This window comes from Austwickia chelonae NBRC 105200, assembly GCF_000298175.1.
In the GTDB taxonomy this organism is placed as follows: Bacteria; Actinomycetota; Actinomycetes; order Actinomycetales; family Dermatophilaceae; genus Austwickia; species Austwickia chelonae.
The window spans coordinates 45,346-70,564 of sequence record NZ_BAGZ01000009.1 but is presented as its reverse complement, the minus strand read 5'-3'; the positions used below and the strand labels follow the sequence as shown (position 1 = coordinate 70,564).

Below are 25,219 nucleotides of genomic sequence, written 5' to 3'. Positions count from 1 at the left end.
GACCGGGCCGCACGCCCCTCCCCGCCCGGCCCAGCCACGACGGACCCCGCTCAGACCCCGGCCAGGAGCGCCCCCGGACACTCGACACAATCGGCGACATAACGCAGGAAACCGCCGGCCACACCGCCGTCGCACACCCGGTGATCGAAACTCAACGACAACTGGGTCACCGGGCGCACCGCCAACGCGCCGTCGACCACCCAGGGTTTGTCGACGATGCGTCCTACCCCGAGCATCCCGGCCTCAGGATGATTGATGATCGGAGTCGACCCGTCCACCCCGTACACCCCGTAGTTGTTCAAGGTGAAGGTTCCGCCCGACATCTCCTCCGGAGTGAGCACACCCTCCCTGGCCCGTTCCACCAGCCCGCGTAACGCCGCAGCAAGCTCTTCGGTGGTCATCGAATCGGCATGACGCACCACCGGGACGACGAGCCCCCGAGGGCCCTGCGCCGCGAACGACAGATGCACCGCACCGACCCGGACGATCTCACCAGCCGCAGAATCGACCCGCGCATTCAACTCCGGGAAACGGGTCAACCCGGCGACGACGATCCGGGCCAACAACGCCAGATAGCCGATCCGCGCCTGAGGCAGACACCGGGACAGGTCGTCCTTGACCGCCCGCAACCCGGTGGCATCGACATCGACCCATGTCGTCGCATCAGGGATCTCCCGGCGGCTCCGGTCGAGTTTGTCGGCGATGACCTTACGGACACCGGTGATCGGAATACGTTCGTCGACCAACCGCGGCCGCGACGAACCAACCGACACCCCCCGCGCACCCCCCGCGCCGGGCGGAGCCGCCCCCACCCCGTTCGGCGACCCGTCCAAGGCCGGCGTGCACGTCACCGCAGGAGGAGACCCGGCAGTGCCCGCCGCGACAGCACACTCCACATCGCGTTTGGTGATGATCCCCCCAGGCGCACTGGGCCGCACCCGACGCAGATCGACACCGTGCTCGGCAGCCAACTTACGCACCAACGGCGAGATCACCCGCACCGCCTCACCCGGACGCGACCCCGGCAAGGACGACGCATCGTCAGGGACGGCGTCGAAAGCGAAATCCCGCTGCGAAGCCGCATGCGCGGCCTGCCCCGGAGACATCCCCGACCCCCGCCCGCCACCGGCCGGCACACGACGCCGCCGCCCCCGCTGAGCCTCCGAGGTCCCGTAACCGATCAGGACATTGCCCGACCCGCCCCGCTCCTCCGCCAACCGTTCAGCGGTCCGACCCGGAGCCTCCACCTCCACCGACACGAAAGGAGCGCCGACATCGAGCACCGACCCGGCCTCCCCGTGCAAGGACGACACCACCCCGGCGAACGGACACGGCAATTCCACCTGCGCCTTCGCCGTCTCCACCGTGGCGATCACCTGATCCACCGCGACCTCGTCGCCGACAGCCACCGCCCAGGAGACGATCTCCGCCTCGGTCAACCCCTCGCCCAGATCCGGCAACACGAAAGTCTTCGTCGTCATCGGACACCTCCCGCAAGCACACCGACATGACGCATGTCCGGCTGGTCCTCCCACTGCAACCGGGCCACCGCATCAAGCACCCGATCCACACCGGGCAGATGAAGATGCTCCGACTTCGGCGGAGGATAAGGAATGTCCAGGCCGGTCACCCGCAACACCGGGGCCGCCAACGAATGAAAAGCCCGTTCCTGCACCCGAGCAGCGATCTCCGCGCCGACCCCCGCGAACCCCTGCGCCTCGGCCACCACGACACAACGCCCGGTCCGGCGCACCGACTCCACGACAGTGACATCGTCGTACGGGTCGAGGGTCCGCAGATCCACGACCTCCACCGACCACCCCTCCTCCACCGCCACCTCGGCGGCCTCCACCGCCACCGGGACGCTGGGACCATAGGCCACCAAGGTCACATCGGTGCCCTGGCGACGCACCACGGCCCGCCCCGGCGGCACCCGATCGTGCCGGAACGCCAGATCACGCAGATCCACCTCGGCCTTCGACCAGTACAACCGCTTCGGCTCCAGGAAGACCACCGGATCCGGGTCGTCGATCGCCGCCCGCAACAGGACATAGGCGTCCTCCACCGTCGCCGGGGCGTACACCCGCAAGCCCGGCGTGTGCGCGTAATAGGCCTCCGACGAATCACAGTGGTGCTCCACCCCGCCGATGCCCCCCGCATAAGGCACCCGGATCACCATCGGCATCCCCAGACGCCCCCGGGTCCGATTCCGCATCTTCGCGACATGCGAGGTGATCTGCTCGAACGCCGGATAGGCGAAGGCGTCGAACTGCATCTCCACCACCGGACGCAACCCCGACATGCACATCCCGACCGCGAAACCGACGATCCCCGACTCCGCCAACGGCGTGTCGAAACAACGATCGTCACCCAGGTCGCGGGCGATACCGTCGGTGATCCGGAAGACACCACCGGCCACCCCCACGTCCTCACCGAAGACGCAGACCCGGTCGTCGTCGGCCAAGGCGTCACGCAACGCCTGATTGAGCGCAGCCGCGAAAGTCACCTGAACCATGTCACCGCCCCTTCCGGACGTCGTCACCGGCGTCGGCCTGCTCGGCGGCGATCTCCGCCAACACCAGCTCCCGCTGCTCGACCAACTGCGGCGACACCACCGCGTAGACATGCTCGAACAGGCTCTCCGGCGACACCTGCGGATCGACATTCATCCGGTCACGCAACTCGGCCGCCACCACCTCACCCTCCGCGGCGACCGCAGCGACGGACTCGTCGTCCAGACGACCCACCGACCGCAGATAGGTCTCCACCCGCACCACCGGATCACGGTGGCTCCACTCCTCGACCTCCTCCTCGGTGCGATACCGGGTCGCGTCATCGGCATTGGTGTGCGCCTCCATCCGGTAGGTGTGCAATTCCACCAACACCGGACCCTTCCCGGCCCGCGCCCAGTCGACCGCCTTGCCCACGACGGCCAACACCGCCACCGCGTCATTGCCGTCGACCTGCTCACAGACCGCCCCGTAACCGATACCCTTGTAAGCCAGGCTCGGCGCAGCCGTCTGCTTCGACAACGGCACCGAGATCGCCCAACCGTTGTTCTGCACCACGAAAACCACCGGCGCCTTGAAGACCGCCGCGAAGTTCAACGCCTCATGGAAATCCCCCTCGGACGTCGCCCCGTCACCGATGAACGCCAAAGCCACCCGGTCCCGGCCCTGCCGACGCTCCCCGTAGGCCACCCCCGCCGCATGCAACAGCTGCGTCGACAACGGCGTGCACTGCGGCGCCGTGAACGTGGACACCGGGTCGTACCCGCAATGGGCGTCCCCCCGCAGCAAGGTCAACACCTCCACCGGATCCAACCCCCGGGACACCAATGCCACCGAATCCCGATAGGTGGGGAAGAACCAGTCGTCCTCACGGATCGACAACACCGACCCCACCTGGCAGGCCTCCTGCCCCCGCGAACTCGGATAGACGGCCAACCGGCCCTGCTTCGTCAACGCGGTGGCCTGCACGTCGAACCTGCGTCCGACGACCATCCGCCGGTAACACTCCACGACCAGGTCGTCATCCGGGACGGCATAGTCCTCGGTGACCGGGGCCACCCGCTCCCCGCGCTCGTCGAGGAAACGCACCGGTTCGGGCGCCGGAATCAACCCGGCCTGGAAAGGCGGATGGGCCTCGTCGTGCCCGACAACCTGGGTGGCCGCCCTCGCCGCGCGCGCATCCGCCCCGCCGGGCCGTCTCGTACGGCCGGCACCGCCCGCCCGGACGGAAGACGTCTTACGTTGTGCAGCACGAAGACTGCCGGATCCTGTCGTGGACTCAGGGCTGCTCGTCATTGAGTGTCCCTCACTGTGTCGCTGGTCTCATCAGAAGAAAAGCGGTCGATGTCTCCCGATCGTGTCCGGCGACGTACGCTCGGCTCAACAGTTCCCGTGAATACGAGACGTTCGGAGCGAAGGAGAGTCGATGCGCGACCGTTCGTCGCCCCCGGAGCCGATTCTGGACCCGACTGACCGGGCCATCATCGCCGCACTCGTCGACGACGGACGCCTGTCCATGCGGGCCCTCGCCGAACGACTGCACATCAGCCGGGCCAATGCGTACTCCCGGCTGGAGAAACTCACCGAATCCGGGATCATCACCGGATTCACCGCCCAGGTCGCCCCCGAGAAAGCCGGCCTGTCGACCTCCGCCTACGTCTCCCTGTCCATCGAACAGGACACCTGGCGGGAAGTCCGAGAAGCCCTCGTCCGCGTGCCACATGTCGAACACATCGCCCTGGTCGGTGCGGAATTCGACGTCCTGGTACTCGTCCGGGCACCGGACAACGCGACCCTGCGGGACGTGGTCCTGGAACAGCTGCAGTCGATCCCCGGCGTCAAATCGAGCCGCACCTGGCTGGTCTTCGCCGACGTGGAGACCCCCGGCCTGTGGCGGACCCCCGAAGACTGACCCCCTGAAGAAACCGTCGGCGGCGGGCGGCGGGCGGCGGGAAAACTCACGACCGCCCACCACCACCGATCAGCTGATGTCGTTCGGATTCGCCGGAAGATGACCAGTCGACTTCGCGTAATAACGGGTCCACTGCCGAGTGGCGTACATGCGGGCCAAAGCGATCACCGCACCGGACGCGGCCGCCCACAACAAGGCCTCCCACAGCTCGGTGTCGAGATCCTCAGGATTCGACGGCGGATCGGACGCCATCACCGCACGCCACCCCTTCTCCGTGACGACCCTGGCGAAAGCCGCAGCGCCCACGGCGGCACCCATACCGACGTATTTGAACACCTTCTCGCCCAACGTACTGCTCCTCTCATCGGCCGCATCCGACCGGAGCCGGATCTCCTGGATCAGTCTGCCAGCACGCGCAGCCCGCCGCCGCCCCTCGTCCGCGCAGGGCCGACACCGTCCGGACGGCCACCACCGGACACCCGCCACCTGAACAAGCAGGGTGCACAGGACGAGCCCACTGCGGTAGGTTTCGTCCTGATACGACAGGGGAGCGCCACCGGCGCTGAGAGTGCGGCACGACCGCAGACCCTCGCACCTGATCCGGTTCGCACCGGCGTAGGGAGTCGGGAATCTCGGACGAACCCGCCTGCAGCCACCCGCAGGTCGCCCACAGCCAGCACCCACGCCCCGGCCGGCCCGGGACACCGCGGGCCGGGAACGACCGACGCGACCCTGTCGACGAGCAGACACGCAAAGACAGGACGAACCGATGACCGACCACGACGCGGCGAAACCCACCGGCGACGCCACCGACAGACCCGGCACCGCGGTGACCGCCACCCGAACGGCCCGCGGCGGCCCCTTCGCCTGGCGAGCCGTCGACCTGGTCACCCTCGCCGTCCTCGGCGTCGCCTTCGGTGTCGCCTTCTGGGGTTTCAACAACGTGCTCTACCCCCCGCTGAAAGTCGCCCTCCAAGCTTTCCCCCCGGCCTCGGCCTCCCTGATCGGCGTCTGGCTGCTCCCCGCAGTGTTCGGCGCCCTGCTCGTCCGCCGCCCCGGCGCAGCCCTCCTCATCGAACTGGTCGCCGCGAACGTCTCCATGCTCCTGGGCAACGAATGGGGCCCCACCGTCATGATCTCCGGCGCACTCCAAGGCCTCGGCGTCGAGATCGTCGTCGCCCTCTACCGGTGGCGCCGCTGGCGACCCGACACCGCGATCGCCGCCGGCGCGATGGCCGCGATCTGCGAAGTCGTCCTCTACGAATGGTGGGTCTACGTCGTCGAATACTCCACCGCCTGGAAACTCGCCTATCTGACCTTCAGCGTCGCCTCCGGCGCAGTCATCGCCGGACTCGGCGCCTGGGCCCTCACCAGGGCACTCGCCACCGCAGGCGCCCTGACCGCCTTCCCCCCCGGCGAAGAACGACTCACCGCCGACCTCGAGGACGACCAGGACGACCCGGCACCCACCGGCCCCGACGGACGGCCCGGACAGGGCTGACCCGGTGGACACAACCCACCCGGCCGCACCCGTGAACACACCCCCGACAGCAGACCGACGCCCCGGCGACGGCGCCGCCATCGACATCCGCGGACTCACCTGGACCCCGCTCGGACGACGCCGACCCATCCTCGACGGCATCGACCTGCACGTCGAACCCGGCGAACGGATCCTGATCGCCGGAGCCAGCGGCGCAGGAAAATCCACCCTGCTACGGGCCCTCGCCGGAGTCGTCGACACCGTCGACCCCGGCACCCTCACCGGGACGGTCACCATCGACGACGACCCGACCCGCGCCGGCGACGGCCGGGTCGGTCTCCTCGTCCAGGACCCGGCCGACGCCCGCGTCGCCGGCACCATCGGCCGAGACGTCGCCTTCGGCCTGGAAAACCTCGGCATCCCCCGCACCGACATCCACCCCCGGATCGCCGCCGCGCTCGCCGCCGTGGACATCCGGTACGGCCCCGGCCACGCCACCTCGGCGCTCTCCGGCGGCGAAGCCCAACGTGTCGCCCTCGCCGGGATCATCGCCCTGCGGCCCCGCGTGATCCTCCTCGACGAACCGACCTCCATGCTCGACGACGACTCGGCCCGGGCCGTCCGGGACGCCGTCGTCGCCGCAGCGGACGAAGCCGGGGCGACTCTCATCGTCGTCGAACACCGTCTCACCGGATGGGTCGACGTCGTCGACCGCCTCGTCGTCCTCGGCGCCGACGGTCGCATCATCGCCGACGGCCCCGTCCGCCGCACCCTCGACGAGCAGACCGGTGAACTCCTCACCGCCGGACTGTGGGTGCCCGGTGCGCCCGCCCCCGAAGCACTCGCGCTCCCCGAGGAGCTCTGCACCCCCTGGCCCGGTGTGCGCGTCTCCGCCGGGCAGACGTTGGTGACCGCCGAGGACGTCCGCGTCGTACACCGGCCCCGCCGCGGGCTACGGGTGATCCGCCGGGCCGAACCCGATGTCACCGCCCTCGACGGAGTCGACCTGACCCTGACCGCAGGCCGCGCCGCCGCACTGCGCGGCACCAGCGGGGCTGGGAAATCCACCCTGCTGGGGGTCCTCACCGGCATCGACCGACCCACCGGCGGGCAGGTCCGTGCCGACGCCGCTTGGGCCGACGGCGCCCCGTCCGAACTCCACCGCTGGGATTCTGCGCAGCTGGCCGCCCGGGTCGGCTGGGTGCCGCAACGCGCCGAACTGACGATCACCTCGACCCGTTCCGTTCGGGACTGCCTGCTGTCGACCCCCCACGCACTCGGCCGGGATGTCAGCGACGCGGGGGCCGCGGCCCGGCGGATCGACGCCACCTTGGACGTCCTCGGTCTGGCCCGTGCAGCCAGCCGACACCCCTACCGGCTCTCCGGGGGTGAACTGCGCCGTCTCGCCGTCGCCGGTGCTCTCGTCCACGGCCCCACCTTGGTGGCCTTCGACGAACCCACCGTCGGTCAGGACCGCCACACCTGGGCCGTGGTCGCCGGGCTGGTGTCCTCGGCACGCACCGCCGGATGCGCCGTCGTCGCCAGCACCCACGACGACCTGTTGACCGGGCTGGCCGACGACGTCCACCACCTGACCCGCGGGCGTTTGAGACCTCGACCGGCCGGCCCAGGAAGCGGAGGTACCCGGTGAATCCGTGGGGTCTGCTCGCTCGTTGCGGCCCGCTCTCCCTGGTGGGGGCCTCCTTCGTCCTGATCGCCGGGGTTCCTTTCATGGACGGGATCCGCGAAGCAGCGGTGTGCGCCGGTCTGTGCGCGTTGACCGTGGCCGTCGTGGTCGGACGGACCGGGTTCCCGCTGTGGCGGTTGTTCCCCGCAGCGTTGGCCGTGGTCTCCATCATCTGGTCGAACTGGCTGCTCTCCGCCGAACACGCTCTCGCCCCGGCTGTCGTCGCCGGGCTCCGGGTCGCCTACTTCGTCGTCCCCGGCATCGTCTTCGCCTCCTACCTGGACCCCTTCACCGTGGGGGATCACCTCGGCCAACGGCTCAGGATGCCGCCTCGCCCCGTCCTGGCCTGTGTCGCCGCCCTGCAACGCTTCGACGACCTGGGCACTGAATGGGCCGACGCCGAACGGGTACGCCGCGTCCGTGGCCTGGCCCCCGGGCGCAGTCTCGCCGCCCGCATCCGCCACTACATCGCTCTCGTCTTCGCCCTGTTCGTCGAAGCGATCCGGAAAGCCGGCCGGATGACCATCGCCATGGAGGCCCGCGGATATTCCGCGCCGGTCTTGACCGGCCGTCCCCGCACCTGGGCCGAACCGGCGCCCTGGACGGCAGCCGACAGCACCCTGATGGCGATCGCCGTGGTGCTGGCGCTGGCCCCGGTGGGGCCGGGACTGTTCTGGTAAGGGGACGACGGAGTGGTGTCCCGGCTGGGGCCGGTCATTCTCGGCGGAGCAGGTCGATGAGGAGCCCTACGACCAGTCCGGTCAGCACGAGTGCGAGGCATAGTGTGAGGGAGTGGTGGACGTCTTCCCAGGGCACCCGGGCGCCGCGAGGATCTTCGATATTGCTCGACAAGATGATCTGGTTGGCGTGGACTGCGACGGTGTGGCCAACGGCGACGGGAATCGCTACGACGACGAGCACAGTGGCGGTGACGGTGACGGTGAGTAGCCGGGTACGGACACCGATAGCATGCAGACTGCGTCGATAGGGACGGAAAGCCGTGATATGACCGATGGTCAGCGCCAAGGAGAGCATAGCCAAGAAACCGGTAAGAACGTTGCCGGTCAGTTTGATCGAGGCTGGGAGCGGGATGCTTTTCGGCGCTGTGTGGACGTGGACAAATAGGGGGTCGAACTGTCGTTCATGGGGGGCTTTGAGCGCGGCGGTGTTTTGGACGGCACCGACATCGGTGTACACCCAGTAGCGAGCGTCTAAAGACCAGCGGTCTTTCCGGGCCTGTTCGGCGGCGACGACCCCGAGATATTCCCGGGAGTAGGCTTCGGGAATATCACCGACTAGGGTGACTCGCATTGGGGTGGGTTTTTCCTCTGATTCTTTTTCCATCTGGAGGATCTGGCCGTCGGCGATCTCGTTCTTAGGTGAGTCGAAGACAAGGATCTGACCATTGGTGAAAGCTTGAGTCTGGGCGGGGGTAAGAGGGTGGCCGATGAGCCGTTCGACGTCGTGGGCGGTGTCAACGACCAACGGGAGCCCTTGCATCATGCCTGAGGAAATACGGGCGCTGCGGATGGATATCGGAGATCTCAACCCGGTGTATTGCTCGAAGTCGGCTCGCACCTGGGGTGGAACGCCTTTTCTGTAGATATGGCTGTAGCCCAAGGTGACCTGCCCAGGAGCGACCGAGGAGACTTGGGTCAGAGCGATGTAGTACTCGCTGGTGGCACGGGAGATGCCCAGGGAGATCGGCATCGAGGTGCAGAGCATGGTGACGGTAACGGTGGCTGCGGTGAGGGCAGGCGTGCGGTGCAGCCGTCGTACGGTTAGGTTCAGGGGGAGGGGGAGGATCCCGGTTCTGTCCTGCATCCAGGACAGGAGTATTCCGGTCATGACGGACAGAAGGACGCAGACCATCAGGACTCGTTGTTCAGTTTCTCGGGTGGTAGAGGGAGACCCTCCGGTGATGGTGGCGAAGAGCCAGGCTGAGCCCACGATCAAGGTGAGATATTGCAAACTGGTGAATAGCACTGCCCAGAACCGCCCGGAAGGCAGCGGCAGGCGATGCCCGGAGACCCGCCAGAGCCCATACAGATCGGCGGCGACTCGTCCAGTGACTCCGGCGAGCCCGGCTGCAGTGATGCTCAGTACTAGGAAGCCTGGTGAGAGCGGAGGGCTCAACGGTTGATTGGTGGTGGTTTCGAGTATCGGACGGAGGGCGTATCCGACTCGGTCGCCGACGAGAGTGCCAAGCGTGGCGAGACCGGCGGTGATAGCGAGAGAGAACGCGCTTCCGATGAGGACGACCGGGGCGACGGGGGCGCCGAGTGCGGCGAGTACCTGGTTGCCGCGCCGATCACGTCCTAGCGTGACCAGATTCGCGGTAAAACCCGCTAATAGTGGAATACCGATCAACGGAACCCATTCGGTCAGCCAGGAGAAGCGTGCCGCCTTCCGTGCCCAGTCGATATGGGTAGGGAGAGCTTGGAACTGTTGTTGTGCAAGGTCGGCGCGGATCGATCCGCTGTCGATCCCGGTCATGCTGCTGAGACGATCGGCCAGGATGCCGTGGATGGCGTGGGCGTCACCGCCGTGGTATCGGACGGTGGCGATGATCTCCGGGCGGGAGAACCGATTGCCTTGTTTCTGAAGCGCGGTCAAGGTTCGGTCTATGGTCCCTGGAGCGACAAAGAGATCGCGGGCATCGCGGGCGTAGACATCTTCGATGGTGCCGACGACGGTGTAGGTGTCGGTTCCGCCGTAGATGGGGAGTGTCCCCGAATCGGGAACAGCGCCGTTCAGTGTCGCAGGGAGCGCGGCTTCACCGACGGTGGCGGGCCAGCGTCCGGAGATGAGTCGGTATCGCTCAGGCAAGGGGTTTTGTGCCCAAGGTGCTTCGAGGGGCGCGACTGAGCCGATGCTCTGGATGTCGGTGCGGATCGTACCGGAGCGCAGAGTGACGAGAGGGGAACGTCCGCCTCCTTGGTGGACGGCTTCGGTCATCGTGGTGGTGATTGGGCAGCGGCTGCTGTCGCAGGCACCCACGCTGATGGTGGCTGAGCGTTCGTAGGCGCCGAGTGCCTTCAGGTTCTGTTGGGAGGGGGACAATCGGGTTGCTGCTGAGAGGTGCATCAACGCGGCGATGGTGGTGCAGGCCAGGAAGAACATTCCCCATGCCCACCAGGTGGCCCACCCCGTGGTGCGACGCCGAGCTGCTTGGTCGATACTCCAGCTGAGAACAGCACGATATGTCCGTGGCTCATCGGCGCAGGTCATGTGGTAGCCAGCTTCCCGTCTTCGATGGTGACGACGGTGTCGGACCATCCTGTGACAGCGTGGTCGTGACTAGCGATGAGGACGGCGGCACCGCTGTCAGCTGCAGTACGGAGCATGGCGAAGACATCGTGGCTGGTTTGCCGGTCGAGAGCACCGGTGGGCTCGTCGGCCAAGAGGATTCTCTTATTGCCGACGAGAGCGCGAGCGATACCGACCCGTTGTTGTTCACCGCCGGAGATATCAGTAGGACGACGGGCAGCCAGATGCTCCAGGCCGAAAGCGGTCAGAGCTTCCTGGGCTTCCTCGAGCGCTGCGCGACGCCTGATTCCGAGGGCCCGTAAGGGAAGAGCGGCGTTTTCGACGGCCGAGAGCTCGGGCAGGAGGTTGTGATCCTGAAAGACGACACCGATATGTTTGAGTCTCAGGTGAGCCCGCTGCCTCGCCGAAAGACGAGTCAGATCTTGACCGACAATATCGATTTTTCCGGTGTCACCGATAATGAGTCCGGCACATATCTTGATCAGTGTACTTTTCCCCGAACCGCTAGGGCCCATGAGTGCGACAAGTTCTCCTGCTTCGACGGACATCTCGATGTCGGAGAGCACCGGTACCGGCCCTGTCCTGGAAACATAGGACTTCGACAGACTTTGAATAGCGATCACGGGATTCCTCTCAATGTGATGCGCCGACCCGTGGACCTGGGTCGGCGCATCCGGTGAAGTTCACAGGCTCTGTCAACGAGCTGGGTAATCTCCGCACCCGCCGTTGGTGCGCCAGGAGGACACCTGGTCGTTCCACTGCTCCCCTACCCACCCAGATTTTCCTTCGGGAGCCATATTCATGCACCAGCCTCCCCCGTTTGCGTCTCGATATGCTGCAGCTCGCGTCTTACTCCTGTTGGCCCAGGAGCTGAGCCTGTCGTTGTTCCGCCAGGAGATGTTTTGTAGCGGCCCGCCTGGCTGTCGCCAGCTGAACCCGGAGCCTCCCCCGCCGTTTACGAAATTAACATCGTTCCAAAAGCAGACGGCTCGATGTGGGCATTCGTTATACGCGGCGAACGAGGGTACTGCCACTCCTAGTGTTGCGCCGAGAGTGATGGCGACGGCGGCAGCCACTCGTTTCATGATCTTGTGCCTTTCTGTGGGTGTTGACCTGCTGGCCATGTGGTGACTTGTGGATGCAAGGAAATCTCCTTATCGGAGCGCGATCAGCGTGATGTTTGCTCTCGAGAAGTTCTCGCTGCTTCGGCGAACTGACTTCAGACTACACCTTTTAGATTTACGCCCAATGCTATCGCATACGCCGATAACTTTCCTCGGGAAACTGTAGCAAGAGAGGGTTGAAAGTCAAGGCGCATGGGAAAAATTAGATCATCGAATATAGGAAACTCTGCGACCCGCCATCATATTGAGATGATGATATATTAACGACAAAATGAATAAATAGCACAAAAGGGATATTGGTAGAATAAATTATTGCCATTTGATATGGCTTTGAGTGGCGATGAAGTGTTCGCTTGTTCGGAGTTTTTTTATAAAAAATACCGATATGGTCCGAGGTTCATGGCGCTGGTGGTCGCGAAAAGTGTGGCTGAGGGGTGCCCGTAGGGAAGGCGGAGGTTTTCTCCAGGTCAGAGTGATGCCTGCGGGCCGAAGGGTGGCCAGTGGAGTAAAGAAACCTGGGCGCCCTGAGGCTGATGATGAGCTGCTCGTGCAGATTCCGGAAGACTTCCGCGGGATGGCTGTGGGCAGCGATTAATAGTTGCTCTTTTGCAAATCGAACTCGTGGCTTAGCACCTTGCGGAGAAGGGCAGTCTAAGTGAACTCGGCGCCGGCAGTATTGTCTGGAGCGACGGATTGAAAACCTGTTTAAAAGAAAAGATCTGGCACGCAGGAGAAAATCCTGCGTGCCAGATCCGGACCGGGCCTGCTTCGGTTCAAGCTATGGAGAGCACTCCGGCGGCGACCTGGTTGACGTGGCCGCCGACGAAGACGGTGTGGTCCTCGTGGACATCCAGGTCGAGCACGGAAGGACGACCCACCGCGGCGCCCTGGTTGACCCGCCAGGAACCGCTCTCGCCGTGCGCGGCCAGCCAGTGGCCCAGGTTCGCCGCACCCGAACCGGTGGCAGCGACCTCGAGGACACCACCACCAGGTCCGTAGAACATACGAGAAACGATGGTGTTCTCGTCTTCACGGGCCCACACGTACACCTGGGGCTCGGTGTTGAGGAGCATCGCGTAGCTGTGCAGCATGCGGGCGTCGAGGTAGGTCTTGGCGACATCGGCGCCGCTGTTCACCGGGAGGACGACACCTGAACGACCCGAGTCGATGACCATGACCTCGTCGTTGATCGCCGTAGTGGGCAGGCCCACCAAAGAAGCCAGGATCTGGGGGCTGGACTTGAGCTTGCGGCTCTGCGCCTGGCGGGCCTGCACCCGCCAGTTGTCGAGCCCGTAAGGGGTGATGGTGGTGGGCTCGCTGTTCGGTCCGGAACTGAGGGTCAGCTGGCGTCGAGGACAGCCCAACATCTGGTCGACGACGTGCGCGGTGCCGATGGAAGCGCTGCCGGCGAAGCGTCCGCGTCCTTCCGGGGAGAAGAACTGGATCTCGGCGCCCTCCTCGGAGACGGACTTCACGAAGACGGTCTCGAGGTTCATCTGACGAGCCACGGCGTGCATGTTCTCGTCGCTGACGTCGGCGCCGTTCTCCACGACGACGACGGCATTACCCGAGAACGGATCCTGGCTCGAAGCGAACACATTGATGAGGCGGTAGGTGAGGTCCATCCCTGCACTTTAATTGCCCGGCGACGAGGGGACGGGCCGTGACGTGCTCGCGGCCTGCCTGCGGGGAGTCTTCCTGCAGGGTGAAGCCGTGCCCGAAATGCTGACTGTGAGCCTGTTTTGGTGGCTGTGAGCCGCGTTCAACGCGGCTCACAGCCACCAAAACAGGCTCACAGTGGTGGGCTTCTTCGTCAGTGCGTGCAGTGCAACGAGAGCGACGACGCGTGACGGGGTGCTGGAGGGGAGTCGGAGGGCGAAAAGCGCGGTGCCCACCCGGATCGTCCGGGTGGGCACCGCTTTTCTGGGGGGAAATCAGGCGCGGCCGCGGCGGGCGTAGGCCAGGGCGCCGATGCCGGCACCGACCAGCGTGATGCCGATCAGGGCCAGGGCCATGTCATGGGAGCCGGTCCACGGCAGGGTGCGCGCCGGGGTGGCAGCCGCTGCCTTCGCCGCGGGAGCGGTGCGCACCTGCTGAGGAACAACCGGTTTCGGCGCGTACAGGGGGTTCGCAGGCGATGCGGCACCCGGTGCCTGGAGCGCGGCGGGGTTGTCGACGGTGGGTGCGGCGGTGGTGCTCGGTACCGGCGTGGTGGCGACGGGGGCCGGCGCCTCGGTCGTGGGCCGCTCGGTCTTCGGGGTCTCCTCGGCCTTGGGGGTCTCTTCCAGGGTGGGCACCGTGGGCACCGGCGTGGTGGTGACCGGTGCCGGGGTCTCGGTCGTGGGTTGTGCGACCGGGGCCGTGCTCACCGGCGCCGGGGTCTCGTCCCGGACGATCTCGACCGGGCGCTCGACCTGCGGTGTGGTGGCGGTGGGCGCAGGCGCAGGCTGGCTCACGACGGGCACCTCGACCTTCGGCACCTCGACCTTCGGTTCCTCCGTCTTCGGGCTGTCCACGACCGGTGCCGGGGTCTCGACCGTGGTGGGTTCGGCGACCGGGGCAGGGGCGTCGGTGGTCGGCTCGGCGACCGGGGCCGGGGTCTGCGTCTTCGGGCTCTCCACGGACTGCGGGGTCTCCACGGCCGGTGCGGGGGCCTCGGCCTTGGTCCAGGACAGGGTGGTGGAGGCCTGCGCGGTGGTGCTCTGCGAGGACGCGGTGATCAGCGACTGGTAGTTGCCGCTGGTGCTCTGCCAGATGGTGCCGACCGGTGCCGCCTCTCCGGTGGAGGTGGCCGTGATGGTGGTGCTGCCGGTGGCGGTGTCAGCGGGCACGGTCACGTCGATGGTGTGCTCACCCTGGGCGATCTGTGCCGGCAGGGTGGCCGGTTTGCCGTCGATCGAGACGGTGGCGCCCTCCGGGAGGGTCGCGTTGACGGTGGCCGCATTGGTGGTCTTGAGGGTCACCGGTGCGAAGAGACCGTCCGCGCCGCGGGCCGGGTTGTCGGGCGTCAGGGACACGGAGAGCTTCGGTGCGGCCGCGTCGGTGGCATTGCCGACGAGGTAACGGTAGACGGAGAGGGCTGCCTCGTCACTGATCCCGCTGTCTGCGCTGTAGCTGCTGGTGCCGAACTGGTTGGGCGCGCCGGCCTTCTGGCCGGGCTCGAAGCCCTGCGTGTAGTGCCAGATGGCGGCCTGGGTGGCGGCGACGATCCGTGAGGTGTCGGCGGTGCCCTGGTAGCCGGAGGCCTTGAGGACGGTGGCGGTGTCGAGGCGAGGGTAGGAGTGGGTCAGGATCCAGGCGACCTTGCCGGAGACGGCGCTCCAGTTGGCGTTGCGCTCGTAGGTGTCCCAGCCGTGCGCCTCGTAACGGATCGTGCCGTCCGGATAGGTGGGGGTGTCGCGTTCGATGCAGTAGACGGCGACGGTTCCCCCGGCGTCGGGCGTCAGGGTCATCAGGCTGGTGGGCAACCAGCCCAAGTTCATGTCGTAGGCCTTGTCGGTGTGGCTGTCTCCGGTCAGCGTGCCTTCGGGCGTGGCGGCGTGGGCGTGCTGGGTGCCGAAGCCGAGACCGGCGACGGCCAGTGCGAGAGTGCTGGCGGCGGCGAATGTGCGGGCGCGTTTCTGCGCAGCGGTCGAGAAGACCATGATTTTTTCCCCCATGTGAAAACTTTTCCCCTGGGGAGCTGCGCCGCCGGCGGCCTCTTCGGTTGTTCACCGATCCCCATCGGTGAGCCGAGTGATGCCTTTCGAGGGCATCCGAGGCGTCGCTCTGTGTTGTAGCGCGCTCCCTTCGCTCTCAAGTCTGCACTGTCGAAGGTGCAGATGGCAAATTCTGATATTGCTTTCTTTGGGTCGGTTGAGGCCGTTCTGGATTGGGCTCTATATGGGCTTTGGGTCAGGAGAAATGGCGGCTCGATGTCGGCGGAATGTGAGCCCCTGTGCGTCATGACCTTGGGGAGTTCGTCGAGTGGGCAGGGTAGGGGGAGTGGGCATCTGAGCTGCAAGGATCAAGATCTGTCCAGTCGCGGGATGTGCGAAAGCGCGGCCTGTCGTCGGTTTCTTTCCCGACGGGCCGCGCTTTCGCGTCTGATGCATCTCCCCAGATGCTTTCCCCATATTTAGCATCGATGTGCGCATTTCCCGATGCGATCGATGTTCCCCAGTTTCCCCATTGCTCTGCCAGGTTTTCCCATTCCTGAACGGCGAGAGCTCCCCGGCGGTGCGAAATTCTTTTCGTGGTCTCATCCCCATGAGATCAGTCAGATCTTCGACCGCTGTCTTTCTGGGAGAAAGTGTGCTGATGCTTTCTTCTCCCGAGGTGGTTCACGGCGTCGTGCCCTTGCCGTGTCTCCATACTCCGCCGGGATCCGTACGCTCGTCCAGTCAAGAACTTCTCAGGAGGGTCAAGGTGACGTAAAGCGCTTTGGCTCGGTGGTGAAGATCCCCTCGGAGGACAAGGGAACTCCCCATCACAGTGCCGGAGACCGAAGTTAACGACGGGAAGCGCCGACGGCGAGTGCTGCCCGGATGTCCTTTCCACCCAACCCGATCAGCGGTTCGGGCCGGCCCCCGCGCCGACCAAGACCGCCCCGCTGTCACCGCGTAGGCATCTCCCGGACGGTGAGGATCTGCTCCGCCCGCCCCACGGCGCCGCGTTCGTCGAACAGTTTCGACGAGGTCAGACCCACCCCGGTCTCCCCGAAGAGCACCTCGGTGTCGAAACCGACCCATCCTGGTGTCGGATGGCGGAACAGATGGATCGTCAGGTCCGTATTGGGGAACATCCATTCCTGCGGGTGCGCCCGGGTCGCGATCCCGTTGGCGGTGTCGACCAAGGTGATGAAACGCGCGATCGGGCTGACGTCCACGCCGTGGATCAGCGGGGTCGACGTGCTGATCCAGGCCGCGCCCCGCCCGGGGCGGCCGTCACGGACCACCCGGAACTCCAACGAGTCGATGAAACCGCCGCCCCACACCCGGGTCCCGTCCCACGGGCGGGAATCCTGCGGGCAGGGCAACGGATCCCAGAAACCGCCGGCGACCTCGCTGGTGTCCTGGCGGGACAGCCGCCACCCGGTGGCCCGTACGACATCCTGGCCGTCGGTGCTCATCGTCGCTTCGACCAGTTCGATGGTCCGTCCCGGCCGGAGCGTACGGACACGGATACCGAACGGCCGGGCGGGGATCATGCCGAGAATCTCATAGGTCACCCGGGAAAGTTGCAGGTCGGGGCGGGAGTCGTGGGATTCCATCACGTGGGCCAGCAGCCCGGCCACCGGGGCCATGTGCTGCTCGGCGGGTTGCCAGGCGCCCTGGGTGCGCAGCGTCGGGGCGAAGAGCCCGTCGCCCCGGGGCAGGAAGTAGGCGTCCGTGGTGTCGTCGAGTCCGGCGGGATTGTCCAGGGCCACCCCAGCCACGATGCCATTCCGGCTCAGTGCAGGACGGGGTTGTAGCGCAGCGAATTCGGTGTGCAGGTGCATTCGGTGGCGATGGAGGTGGCCGGGTCGATCCGGCCGTCGTCCCGCAGGGCGTAGAGGGCGGCGACGATGCGGTCCCGCAGATTCCACGGGTCGATGGTGTTCAGGTAGATCTTCGTGCCGCCTTCGAACCCGGCCAGGGTGGACACGCGCCATTTCACGAGGATCCGCCAGGGCATCGGCAGGTCGACGTCGACCGGTTGGTGGTGCCATTCCTCGTTGCAGGGCACGGACGGTCCGGCTGCGGCATGGCAGGCGTGCACGAGATCCGACATGGCGCGCTGCTCGGCTGGTGTGTGCTCCCAGGGGCGGCAGTTCCGGCTCTTGGAGTAGACCTCGAGGGTGGGATAGCGGTGGCCGAATCCGGCGAAGGCGATGGCGTGGTCGTTCTCGGCCACGATGAGGTTGTGGTAACCGGCGTAGTCGACGGCCATCTCGTTGTACAGGTTGTGATTGGTGCGCAGCCGTTGGAGTTCCAGCTCGGTCTGGACGCCGCGGTCGTCGATGGCGACGAGCTGCTTGTGCAGGTGGTCGAAGGAGGCGCCGGCGGGTTTGAGCCAGTTCTGGAAGACCGCGACGTACCGGGCGTACCGGTTCGCCGAGTACAGGTCGCGCATCGCTTCGACGGTGAACTTCAGGTAGTGCTCGTGTTCGTCGGCGGTGAGGGTTCCCGAGCTGGCGAGCTGGTCCTCGCCGGTGGCTCCGTCGACGTAGTGGCGGCGGGCGACGATCACGTCGTGTCCGCCGCCGAAGAAGCCGACGGTCTGGGCGAGTTGTTCCTCGGTGGAGAGGGTCGACCAGTCGGCTTCGGTGTTGCCCGAGGCGGTCCATCGTTGGCGGGCGACCTTCAGGACGTGGGCCCGCCCGGCGGGGGAGGCCAGGTAGGCCTGTCGGTGTTCTTCCACCGAGGTGGGCATCGTGTACCCGTAGTTGGCATGCCAGTAGTGGTAGGAGACGATCTCGAAGAGGTTCGGGATACGTCGGAATTCGGCGACGGTGTGGTCGACTTCCTCTGCGGGGAGTCGGGTGAGGGTGCGCCAGCCGTCCTCGTCGTGCACCAGTCGGGCCTTCTCCGGCGGGGTCTCCAGGTAGCGGTGGTGGCAGAAGGCGCAGTGTCGACCGTCGGATTCGGCGGCGAGGGGGCGGGCCGTGCCTGCGGGTGCGCCCAGGGGCCGGTGCCCTCGGCCGGGGACGGTCCAGACCTCCGTCCCGGTGAACGGGTTGATCTGTTTGACGGTTCCGTCGGACATCGTCACGAGCGGTTCCGGTGGCGGAGAGTACAGCTGGGACACGCTCGTAGCCTACGACCTCCTGGTCGCCCCGATCCGGGTGCTCTCCGTCCGGCTGTCCGGCGCGTCGAAACCGGCCCGGACGCCGTGGGCTTCGATCTCGGCGCGGAAGTCGGCGAGGTCCTCCTCGTGGGTGGAGGGCACGCCGAGGAAGGCGTACTCCCAGCCGAGCAGTTCGTACTTGCGTTCGCCCATCTGGTGGAAGGGCAGCAGTTGTACTTGGCGGACGCCGCGGTCGGTGAGGAGTGCGGCGAAGGCGCGTGCGTCGTCGAGGCTGTCGTTGACGCCGGGGATGACGGGGATGCGTACCCAGACGGGGAGGTCGCGCTCGAGGGCGTGGGTGAGATTGGTCAGGGCGAGGTCGTTGGAGGTGCCGGTCCAGGCGCGGTGTGCGTCGCGGTCGTGGTGTTTGACGTCGATGATGACGTGGTCGCAGTGTTCGAGGGCGCGGGTGAAGATGCGTGGGGCGATGTGCCCGGTGGTTTCGATGGCGGTGTGGACGCCTTCGGCCTGGAGGGCTGCCAGGAGTGCGGTGGCGAAGGCGTGTTGGACGAGGGGTTCGCCGCCGGAGAGGGTGACTCCGCCGCCGGATTCCTGGTAGAAGGGCAGGTCCTGGAGGCAGCGTCGGACGACGTCGTCGAGGGGGTAGAGGCGGCTGTCGTCCTCGCTGAGGCGGGGGTCGGTGGCATCGCGCATGGGGATGGCCTGCAGGACGCGGCTGTTGGGGTTGGCGCACCACTGGCAGTCCAGGGGGCATCCCTTGAGGAAGACGACGGTGCGGATGCCGGGGCCGTCGTGGAGGGAGAACTTCTGGATGTTGAAGATGCGGCCTGAAGGTGGGGGCATGGGGTCTCCGCATCGCCGGGTCGGGTCGTTGGACCCATTGTGAGCTTTCATTCGAAACCGTAAGCTCTTTCGAGTGGAGTATCAAGGGATGCCGGGTCGAGGCCACACCCGCACCCACCTCACCAAGGAGAACCGACGATGACCACCGACACCCGCCCCACCGACACCCCACCCAGCCACTTCGGGACGCTCACCCCACGCATGGCCGCCTGGCGCGAAGAACTCGTCGGAACCACCCCCTCGGTCTGCGTCGAACGAGCACTGCTCACCACCCAGACCTACCGGGAACACCAGCACGAACCCATGGTCATCCGCCGGGCCCTCATGCTGAAGAACGTCCTCGAACACATGAGCATCTACATCGAACCGGCCACCCTCATCGCCGGCAACCAGGCCTCCACCAACCGGGCCGCGCCAATCATGCCCGAATACGCGATGGACTGGGTCATCGCCGAACTCGACGAATTCGACCGACGCCCCGGCGACCGGTTCACCATCACCGAACAGGCCAAGGACGACCTGCGAGGCATCGCCCCCTACTGGCACAAGAACACCCTCAAAGACCGCGGCCTGGCCCTCATGCCCCCCGAGAGCCGCCGCTTCTACGACCTCGGCCTCATCCACCCCGAAGGAAACATCACCTCCGGCGACGCCCACATCGCCATCTCCTACTCCCAGGTCCTCACCGAAGGACTCGCCGGCTACCGGGCCCGCACCCAGGCCTGCCTCGACAACCTGGACATGACCCGACCCGGCGCCCTGCGCTCGTCCCACTTCTACCGGGCCGTCCTCATCACCCTCGACGCCGTCACCGCCTTCGCCCACCGCTACGCCGACCTCGCCGAGACCCTCGCCGCCGACGAGACCGACCCCGCCCGCCGCGACGAACTCGCCACCATGGCCCGGAACCTGCGCGTCGTCCCCGAACACCCCGCCACCGGATTCCACCAGGCCGTCCAGTCCGTCTGGCTCGTCCACCTCGCCCTCCAGATCGAATCCAACGGGCACTCGCTCTCCTACGGCCGCTTCGACCAATACCTAAACCCCTTCTACGAAGCCGACCTCGCCGCCGGACGGATCACCGAGGACCGCGCCGTCGAACTGCTCACCAACCTGTGGCTCAAGACCCTCACCGTCGCGAAGATCCGCGGCTGGTCGCACACCCGGTTCTCCGCCGGCGGCCCGCTCTACCAGAACGTCACCATCGGCGGACAGACCACCGACGGGAAGGACGCGGTCAACCCGACCTCCTGGCTCGTCCTGCGCTCCGTCGCCCAGACCCGCCTGCCCCAACCCAATCTCACCGTCCGCTACCACCACGGACTGTCCGACGACTTCCTCCTCGAATGCATCGAGGTCATGCGCCTCGGCTTCGGGATGCCCGCCCTCAACAGCGACGAGGTCATCATCCCCTCCCTCGTCGAGAAAGGCGTCAGCGAGGAAGACGCCTACAACTTCTCCGCCATCGGCTGCGTCGAAGTCGCCGTCCCCGGAAAATGGGGATACCGATGCACCGGGATGAGCTTCCTCAACTTCATGAAGACCCTGCTGATCGCCATGAACGACGGCGTCGACCCCGCCAGCGGAACCAGACTGACCAGCCCCACCACCCACTTCACCGCGATGACCTCCTTCGACGAGGTCATGACGGCCTGGGAGGTCACCGTCCGCGAACTCCAACGACAGTGCATCGTCCTGGACGCGGCCGCCGACACCGCACTGGAGGAGAATGTCGCCGACATCCTCTGCTCCGCACTCACCGACGACTGCATCGGCCGCGGCCGCCCCCTCAAGGAAGGCGGCGCCGTCTACGACTTCGTCTCCGGCCTGCAGGTCGGCATCGCCAACCTCGGCGACGCCCTCGCCGCCATCAAGAAATGCGTCTTCGAGGACGCCAGCGTCACCACCGGCGAACTCTGGGCCGCGCTACAGGACGACTTCGCCGGCGAACGCGGCCGCGAGATCCAAGCACTCCTCCAGGCCGCACCCAAGTACGGCAACGACGACGACTACGTCGACCGGCTGCTCGTCGACGCCTACGAGATCGCCATCGACGAGATCCTCAAAGGCAAGAACACCAGGTACGGACGCGGACCGATCGGCGGCACCTACTACGCGGGCACCTCCTCCATCTCCGCGAACGTCCCCCAGGGCGCAAGCACCGCGGCCACCCCCGACGGACGCAACGCCGGAGTCCCCCTCGCCGAAGGATGCTCACCCGCCCACGGCGCCGACGTCAACGGACCCACCGCCGTCTTCAAGAGCGTCGGCAAACTCCCCACCCGTGACATCACCGGCGGCGTCCTGCTGAACCAGAAGGTCAACCCGCAGATGCTCGCCAAGGAGGAGGACCGTCGCAAACTCGTCATGCTGCTGCGCGCCTTCTTCAACCGACTCGACGGATTCCACGTCCAGTACAACGTCGTCGACCGGGACACCCTGCTGGACGCCCAGGCCCACCCGGAGAAGCACCGCGACCTCATCGTCCGAGTCGCCGGATACAGCGCCTTCTTCAACGTGCTCTCCAAAGCCACCCAGGACGACATCATCGCCCGCACCGAACAGTGCCTCTGAAAGGCCCCGACATGGAAATCCTTTTCGACACGGCGGACCTCGCCGTCATCGAGGAAGTCGTCGACATCTACCCGTGCGCCGGGATCACCTCGAATCCCACCATCCTCAAAGCCGAAGGCGCCGTCGACCTGTACGCCCACATGCGCGCCGTCCGACAACTCATCGGCGACGAACGCACCCTCCACGTCCAGGTCCTCGCCCAGGATCCCGACGGCATCGTCGACGAAGCACACCGGATCCTGGCCCGGATCGACGACCGCGTCCACATCAAGGTGCCCCTCACCGAAGCCGGACTACGAGCCATCCGGACCCTCAAGTCCGAAGGCATCGCCGTCACCGCCACCGCCATCTACACCAAGGTGCAAGGACTCCTCGCCGTCGCCGCGGGCTGCGACTATCTCGCCCCCTATGTCAACCGCATGGAGAATCTCGACATCGACGCCGTCGACACCCTGCACACCCTCGCCGATGTCATCGCCCGCGACGGCTCGCCCGCGAAGATCCTCGCCGCCAGCTTCAAGAACACCGCCCAGGTGTGTACGGCGCTCGCCGCCGGATCCCACGCGGTGACCGTGCCCCCGGCGCTGCTTCGGCAGACTCTCGCCTCACCGGTCGTCGACGGGGCCGTCCAGGCGTTCGCCGCCGACTGGCGGTCGGTCCACGGCACCGACGCCCTGCCCTGAGCGCACGCCGGGCCGTACCTGATGCACACCGCCCACCTCTCGGACCGGGCAAGATAGGGGCGGGTGCCCGATCCAGGACCTGAGGTCCGCGGGCGCCCGCCCCACCCGGCGACGAAAGGACACCCGGCATCGTGCCTCCGGCCCGCAGCAGCTCACCGACCGGCCCGCAGCCCAAACACCTGCGGCAGTCCCGCCTGCTGGAGCATGTCATGGAACGGGAACGGGTCGAGGTGCAGGAACTCGCCGAACTGCTCGGCGTCTCCCAGGTCACCGTCCGGAAGGATCTCGACGACCTGTCCGGGCGAGGTCTGCTCAGCCGGGAACACGGTTATGCCGTCGCCGGTTCGGGCGATGACGTCCAGGCCAGGCTGGCGTACCATCACGCGGCGAAGAGACGCATCGCCCAGGAGGCCGCCCGCTGGGTGTCCGACGGGGAGACCGTTCTGATCGAATCCGGTTCGACCTGTGTGTTGTTGGCCGAAGAGTTGTGCTCGGCGCCCCGCGGGGTCACCATCGTCACCAATTCGGCCTTCCTGGCGGCTTATGTGCGGCGCAGCCCCCACGCCGACGTGATCCTCCTCGGGGGCATCTTCCAACCCGAGTCGCAGGTCCTCGTCGGGGGACTCACCGCGCAGTGCGCCGCGAACTTCCACATCGACAAGATGTTCGTCGGGGTCGACGGTTACGCCCCCGGGGTCGGTTTCACCGGGCGGGATGTCATGCGTGTGGAGACCGTGCAGGCCCTGTCCCGGCAGGTCCGCGACGTCGTCGTGCTCACCGAGTCGGCCAAGTTCGACCGTCCGGGGACGCTCCGGTTGTTGCCGGCCGACGCTGTTCGCCGGGTCTTCACCGATGCCGGGATCGCCCCGGCCACGGTCGAGGGTCTGCGCGGCGTGGGTGTCGACGTCCGGGTCGTGCCCGCCGACCCCCGCGGGTGAGCAGCCCTTTCAGGGGTGTCGACGTCCTGCCGAGGTGATCTCGTCATCGCGGGTGCGTTCGGGGCCGGGAAATGCGACACCGGGTGGTCGTCCCCGCAGGAGCGTGGGGACGACCACCCGGCCGGGTCTGTCGAGGATCAGCCCTTGTGGGTCTTCAGCTGCAGGCCGTACTTCTGCAGTGCCGGCTTCAGCGGCTGGAAGTAGGCGACATTCGGCCGGCCGAACTTCTCCATGCACAGGTTCCGGCCCTGGGGTCCGGGACGTCCGGCTCCACCGCTGGTGATGCCCTGGGCCTGGGTGCCCGAGATCCACGCGCCGCCGGAGTCACCGGGCTCGGTGCAGGCGCTGGCCTGGGTCAGGCCGGTCATCCGGTCGGTGCCGCCGCCCTTGAGCCTGCTGAAGTTGACCGTGACGTTCTTGGCCTGGATGGTTCCGCAGGTCCACTGGGTGGTCCGGCCGGACTTGCAGACCGCCGCCCCGACGGGGGCTTCTTCGCTGCCCTGGACCGCGACGCCGCGGCCGTTCCACTTGTCGACGCCGGGCTGTCCGGTCCAGCCCTGGTTCAGGGCCGCGTAGCCCATGTCCGCGCCGGGGAACTCGCCGGCGACCGGGGTCGCCAGCGGCTGGTTGTTGTGGGTGAAGGGGCTACGGCCGGACATGCAGTGTCCGGCGGTGATGAAGACGTCCTTGCCGTCCTTGGTGGCGTTGAAGGCGATGGAGCATCGGCCGCCGTTGAACTCGATCTGCTGGCCGCCGTAGATGTTCTTCTGCGGGGTGATGACGGCGTCGGTGCCTTCGACCTCGACGCCGTCCATGCCCTTGGCGCTGTCCTTGGCCGGGTCGACCTGGTCTTTCTTCACGGTGGCGACGACGCGGTTGTTCTGCACGTCGATCCGGGCGGAGACGAGCTTGTCGCCGAGTTTGTCGGTGAGCTGCTTGGCCTGGTTCTCCAGGGTCGACATGGACCGGGAGACGACCTTGACCTCGGTGTCCTTCTCCTTGATCTTGCCCTTGACCTTGTTCTTGGCCTCGTCCTTGGTGGCCTGGACGACGAGGACGCCGCGCTTCTGGTCGATGTAGGAGCCGGCCGAGTCGCCGCTCAGTTCGTCGCTGGCCTTCTTGGCTTCCTTGCTGAACTCGTCCTGGGCCGCGACGCGCTTCTTGGCGGTGTCATTGTCGAGCCCGTAGTGCTTGGAGAGGTATTCGGCGGTGATCTTCTGCAGGGCCTCCATGTCGCTCTCGATGGATGCCGCGGTGCCGGCCTTCTCGGACTTGTCCTCGGCGGCCTGGGCGACGGTGGCCATCGGGGCGAGGAGGAGCAGGCTCGTGGTGACGGCCAGCGATGTGGTGACAGGGAGCTTCAAGGCGATTCCTCAGGTCGAGTGCGGTAGGGATCCACCGGGTCGACGGGCAGTGCGCGGCAGGCGTGA

20 protein-coding genes and 1 riboswitch are annotated in these 25,219 nt (G+C 66.6%); of the genes, 7 read left to right on the top strand and 13 right to left on the bottom strand.

Annotation, left to right across the window (positions count from 1 at the left end; all coding sequences use genetic code 11):
* Positions 1–50 precede the first annotated feature (50 nt).
* Genes AUCHE_RS10100 through pdhA form a run of 3 tightly spaced genes read right to left on the bottom strand, consistent with a single transcriptional unit; the run spans position 51 to position 3,806 of the window.
* Entirely contained in the window at positions 51–1,481 is a 1,431-nt protein-coding gene (locus AUCHE_RS10100; RefSeq protein WP_006503207.1) for a dihydrolipoamide acetyltransferase family protein, read from the bottom strand.
* Positions 1,478–2,515 carry an alpha-ketoacid dehydrogenase subunit beta gene (locus AUCHE_RS10095; RefSeq protein ID WP_006503206.1) on the bottom strand — a complete coding sequence of 346 codons (1,038 nt, stop codon included), beginning with the start codon at positions 2,513–2,515 and terminating at the stop codon, positions 1,478–1,480. Before AUCHE_RS10095 ends, AUCHE_RS10100 begins: the two co-directional genes overlap by 4 nt.
* A gap of 1 nt (position 2,516) precedes the next feature.
* The gene (pdhA, locus tag AUCHE_RS10090; protein WP_006503205.1) at positions 2,517–3,806 is read right to left on the bottom strand and encodes a pyruvate dehydrogenase (acetyl-transferring) E1 component subunit alpha; all 1,290 of its coding nucleotides are present in this window, start codon (positions 3,804–3,806) and stop codon (positions 2,517–2,519) included.
* A 130-nt stretch (positions 3,807–3,936) separates the two neighbouring features.
* On the opposite strand from pdhA, the gene AUCHE_RS10085 reads away from it, so the two are divergent.
* A complete protein-coding gene (locus AUCHE_RS10085; protein WP_006503204.1) occupies positions 3,937–4,422 on the top strand; it encodes an Lrp/AsnC family transcriptional regulator in 486 nt (161 codons plus the stop codon).
* A gap of 69 nt (positions 4,423–4,491) precedes the next feature.
* Here the strand turns inward: AUCHE_RS10085 and AUCHE_RS10080 are convergent, their stop codons facing one another.
* Positions 4,492–4,770, bottom strand: a complete 279-nt coding sequence (locus AUCHE_RS10080) for a DUF4235 domain-containing protein (protein WP_006503203.1) — start codon at positions 4,768–4,770, stop codon at positions 4,492–4,494.
* A gap of 186 nt (positions 4,771–4,956) precedes the next feature.
* A riboswitch (TPP riboswitch) is annotated at positions 4,957–5,061 on the top strand.
* Between the two features lie 130 nt (positions 5,062–5,191).
* Here AUCHE_RS10080 and AUCHE_RS10075 point away from each other — a divergent pair.
* Genes AUCHE_RS10075 through AUCHE_RS10065 form a run of 3 tightly spaced genes read left to right on the top strand, consistent with a single transcriptional unit; the run spans position 5,192 to position 8,269 of the window.
* Entirely contained in the window at positions 5,192–5,923 is a 732-nt protein-coding gene (locus tag AUCHE_RS10075) for an ECF transporter S component (RefSeq protein WP_006503202.1), read from the top strand.
* Between the two features lie 31 nt (positions 5,924–5,954).
* Positions 5,955–7,553 (top strand): ABC transporter ATP-binding protein, encoded by a 1,599-nt coding sequence (locus tag AUCHE_RS10070; RefSeq protein WP_040322208.1) that lies wholly within the window; start codon positions 5,955–5,957, stop codon positions 7,551–7,553.
* Complete coding sequence (locus AUCHE_RS10065) at positions 7,550–8,269, top strand: energy-coupling factor transporter transmembrane component T family protein (protein WP_006503200.1); 720 nt, start codon at positions 7,550–7,552, stop codon at positions 8,267–8,269. The genes AUCHE_RS10070 and AUCHE_RS10065 overlap by 4 nt, the downstream gene beginning before the upstream one ends.
* Positions 8,270–8,303: 34 nt before the next feature.
* Here AUCHE_RS10065 and AUCHE_RS10060 read toward each other — a convergent pair whose 3' ends face one another.
* The 8 genes from AUCHE_RS10060 to AUCHE_RS10030 all read right to left on the bottom strand — a co-directional run bounded on the left by AUCHE_RS10060 (position 8,304) and on the right by AUCHE_RS10030 (position 19,594).
* On the bottom strand, positions 8,304–10,820 hold the full coding sequence (locus AUCHE_RS10060) for a hypothetical protein (RefSeq protein WP_143115225.1): 2,517 nt from the start codon (positions 10,818–10,820) through the stop codon (positions 8,304–8,306).
* Positions 10,817–11,482, bottom strand: coding sequence for an ABC transporter ATP-binding protein (locus AUCHE_RS10055; RefSeq protein ID WP_006503198.1), 666 nt, complete (start codon positions 11,480–11,482; stop codon positions 10,817–10,819). The genes AUCHE_RS10060 and AUCHE_RS10055 overlap by 4 nt, the downstream gene beginning before the upstream one ends.
* Positions 11,483–11,554: 72 nt before the next feature.
* Positions 11,555–11,944, bottom strand: coding sequence for a peptidase inhibitor family I36 protein (locus tag AUCHE_RS17910; protein ID WP_407639827.1), 390 nt, complete (start codon positions 11,942–11,944; stop codon positions 11,555–11,557).
* Between the two features lie 812 nt (positions 11,945–12,756).
* Entirely contained in the window at positions 12,757–13,608 is an 852-nt protein-coding gene (locus AUCHE_RS10050; RefSeq protein WP_006503197.1) for a PhzF family phenazine biosynthesis protein, read from the bottom strand.
* A gap of 309 nt (positions 13,609–13,917) precedes the next feature.
* Positions 13,918–15,627, bottom strand: a complete 1,710-nt coding sequence (locus AUCHE_RS10045) for a thioester domain-containing protein (protein ID WP_040322134.1) — start codon at positions 15,625–15,627, stop codon at positions 13,918–13,920.
* 950 nt (positions 15,628–16,577) lie between these two features.
* Positions 16,578–17,399: a thioesterase family protein gene (locus tag AUCHE_RS10040; RefSeq protein WP_006503195.1), complete on the bottom strand. Its 822-nt coding sequence runs from the start codon at positions 17,397–17,399 to the stop codon at positions 16,578–16,580.
* 14 nt (positions 17,400–17,413) lie between these two features.
* The gene (locus tag AUCHE_RS10035) at positions 17,414–18,751 is read right to left on the bottom strand and encodes a DUF4921 family protein (protein WP_006503194.1); all 1,338 of its coding nucleotides are present in this window, start codon (positions 18,749–18,751) and stop codon (positions 17,414–17,416) included.
* 9 nt (positions 18,752–18,760) lie between these two features.
* The gene (locus AUCHE_RS10030) at positions 18,761–19,594 is read right to left on the bottom strand and encodes a glycyl-radical enzyme activating protein (protein ID WP_006503193.1); all 834 of its coding nucleotides are present in this window, start codon (positions 19,592–19,594) and stop codon (positions 18,761–18,763) included.
* A gap of 138 nt (positions 19,595–19,732) precedes the next feature.
* Between AUCHE_RS10030 and AUCHE_RS10025 the strand changes: the two genes are divergently transcribed.
* The 3 genes from AUCHE_RS10025 to AUCHE_RS10015 all read left to right on the top strand — a co-directional run bounded on the left by AUCHE_RS10025 (position 19,733) and on the right by AUCHE_RS10015 (position 23,789).
* Positions 19,733–22,168 carry a glycyl radical protein gene (locus AUCHE_RS10025; RefSeq protein ID WP_006503192.1) on the top strand — a complete coding sequence of 812 codons (2,436 nt, stop codon included), beginning with the start codon at positions 19,733–19,735 and terminating at the stop codon, positions 22,166–22,168.
* An 11-nt stretch (positions 22,169–22,179) separates the two neighbouring features.
* The gene (locus AUCHE_RS10020) at positions 22,180–22,851 is read left to right on the top strand and encodes a fructose-6-phosphate aldolase (protein WP_006503191.1); all 672 of its coding nucleotides are present in this window, start codon (positions 22,180–22,182) and stop codon (positions 22,849–22,851) included.
* A gap of 131 nt (positions 22,852–22,982) precedes the next feature.
* Positions 22,983–23,789, top strand: a complete 807-nt coding sequence (locus AUCHE_RS10015) for a DeoR/GlpR family DNA-binding transcription regulator (RefSeq protein ID WP_006503190.1) — start codon at positions 22,983–22,985, stop codon at positions 23,787–23,789.
* A gap of 137 nt (positions 23,790–23,926) precedes the next feature.
* Here the strand turns inward: AUCHE_RS10015 and AUCHE_RS15715 are convergent, their stop codons facing one another.
* Entirely contained in the window at positions 23,927–25,153 is a 1,227-nt protein-coding gene (locus AUCHE_RS15715; protein WP_006503189.1) for a hypothetical protein, read from the bottom strand.
* Positions 25,154–25,219 lie beyond the last annotated feature (66 nt).

What these genes read in the sequence shown, in the direction of transcription:
- AUCHE_RS10100 (WP_006503207.1), bottom strand. Translation starts at nt 1,481, where the DNA reads ATGACGACGAAGACTTTCGTGTTGCCGGATCTGGGCGAGGGGTTGACC.
- AUCHE_RS10095 (WP_006503206.1), bottom strand. Translation starts at nt 2,515, where the DNA reads ATGGTTCAGGTGACTTTCGCGGCTGCGCTCAATCAGGCGTTGCGTGAC.
- pdhA (WP_006503205.1), bottom strand. Translation starts at nt 3,806, where the DNA reads ATGACGAGCAGCCCTGAGTCCACGACAGGATCCGGCAGTCTTCGTGCT.
- AUCHE_RS10085 (WP_006503204.1), top strand. Translation starts at nt 3,937, where the DNA reads ATGCGCGACCGTTCGTCGCCCCCGGAGCCGATTCTGGACCCGACTGAC.
- AUCHE_RS10075 (WP_006503202.1), top strand. Translation starts at nt 5,192, where the DNA reads ATGACCGACCACGACGCGGCGAAACCCACCGGCGACGCCACCGACAGA.
- AUCHE_RS10060 (WP_143115225.1), bottom strand. Translation starts at nt 10,820, where the DNA reads ATGACCTGCGCCGATGAGCCACGGACATATCGTGCTGTTCTCAGCTGG.
- AUCHE_RS17910 (WP_407639827.1), bottom strand. Translation starts at nt 11,944, where the DNA reads ATGAAACGAGTGGCTGCCGCCGTCGCCATCACTCTCGGCGCAACACTA.
- AUCHE_RS10050 (WP_006503197.1), bottom strand. Translation starts at nt 13,608, where the DNA reads ATGGACCTCACCTACCGCCTCATCAATGTGTTCGCTTCGAGCCAGGAT.
- AUCHE_RS10045 (WP_040322134.1), bottom strand. Translation starts at nt 15,627, where the DNA reads ATGGTCTTCTCGACCGCTGCGCAGAAACGCGCCCGCACATTCGCCGCC.
- AUCHE_RS10030 (WP_006503193.1), bottom strand. Translation starts at nt 19,594, where the DNA reads ATGCCCCCACCTTCAGGCCGCATCTTCAACATCCAGAAGTTCTCCCTC.
- AUCHE_RS10025 (WP_006503192.1), top strand. Translation starts at nt 19,733, where the DNA reads ATGACCACCGACACCCGCCCCACCGACACCCCACCCAGCCACTTCGGG.
- AUCHE_RS10020 (WP_006503191.1), top strand. Translation starts at nt 22,180, where the DNA reads ATGGAAATCCTTTTCGACACGGCGGACCTCGCCGTCATCGAGGAAGTC.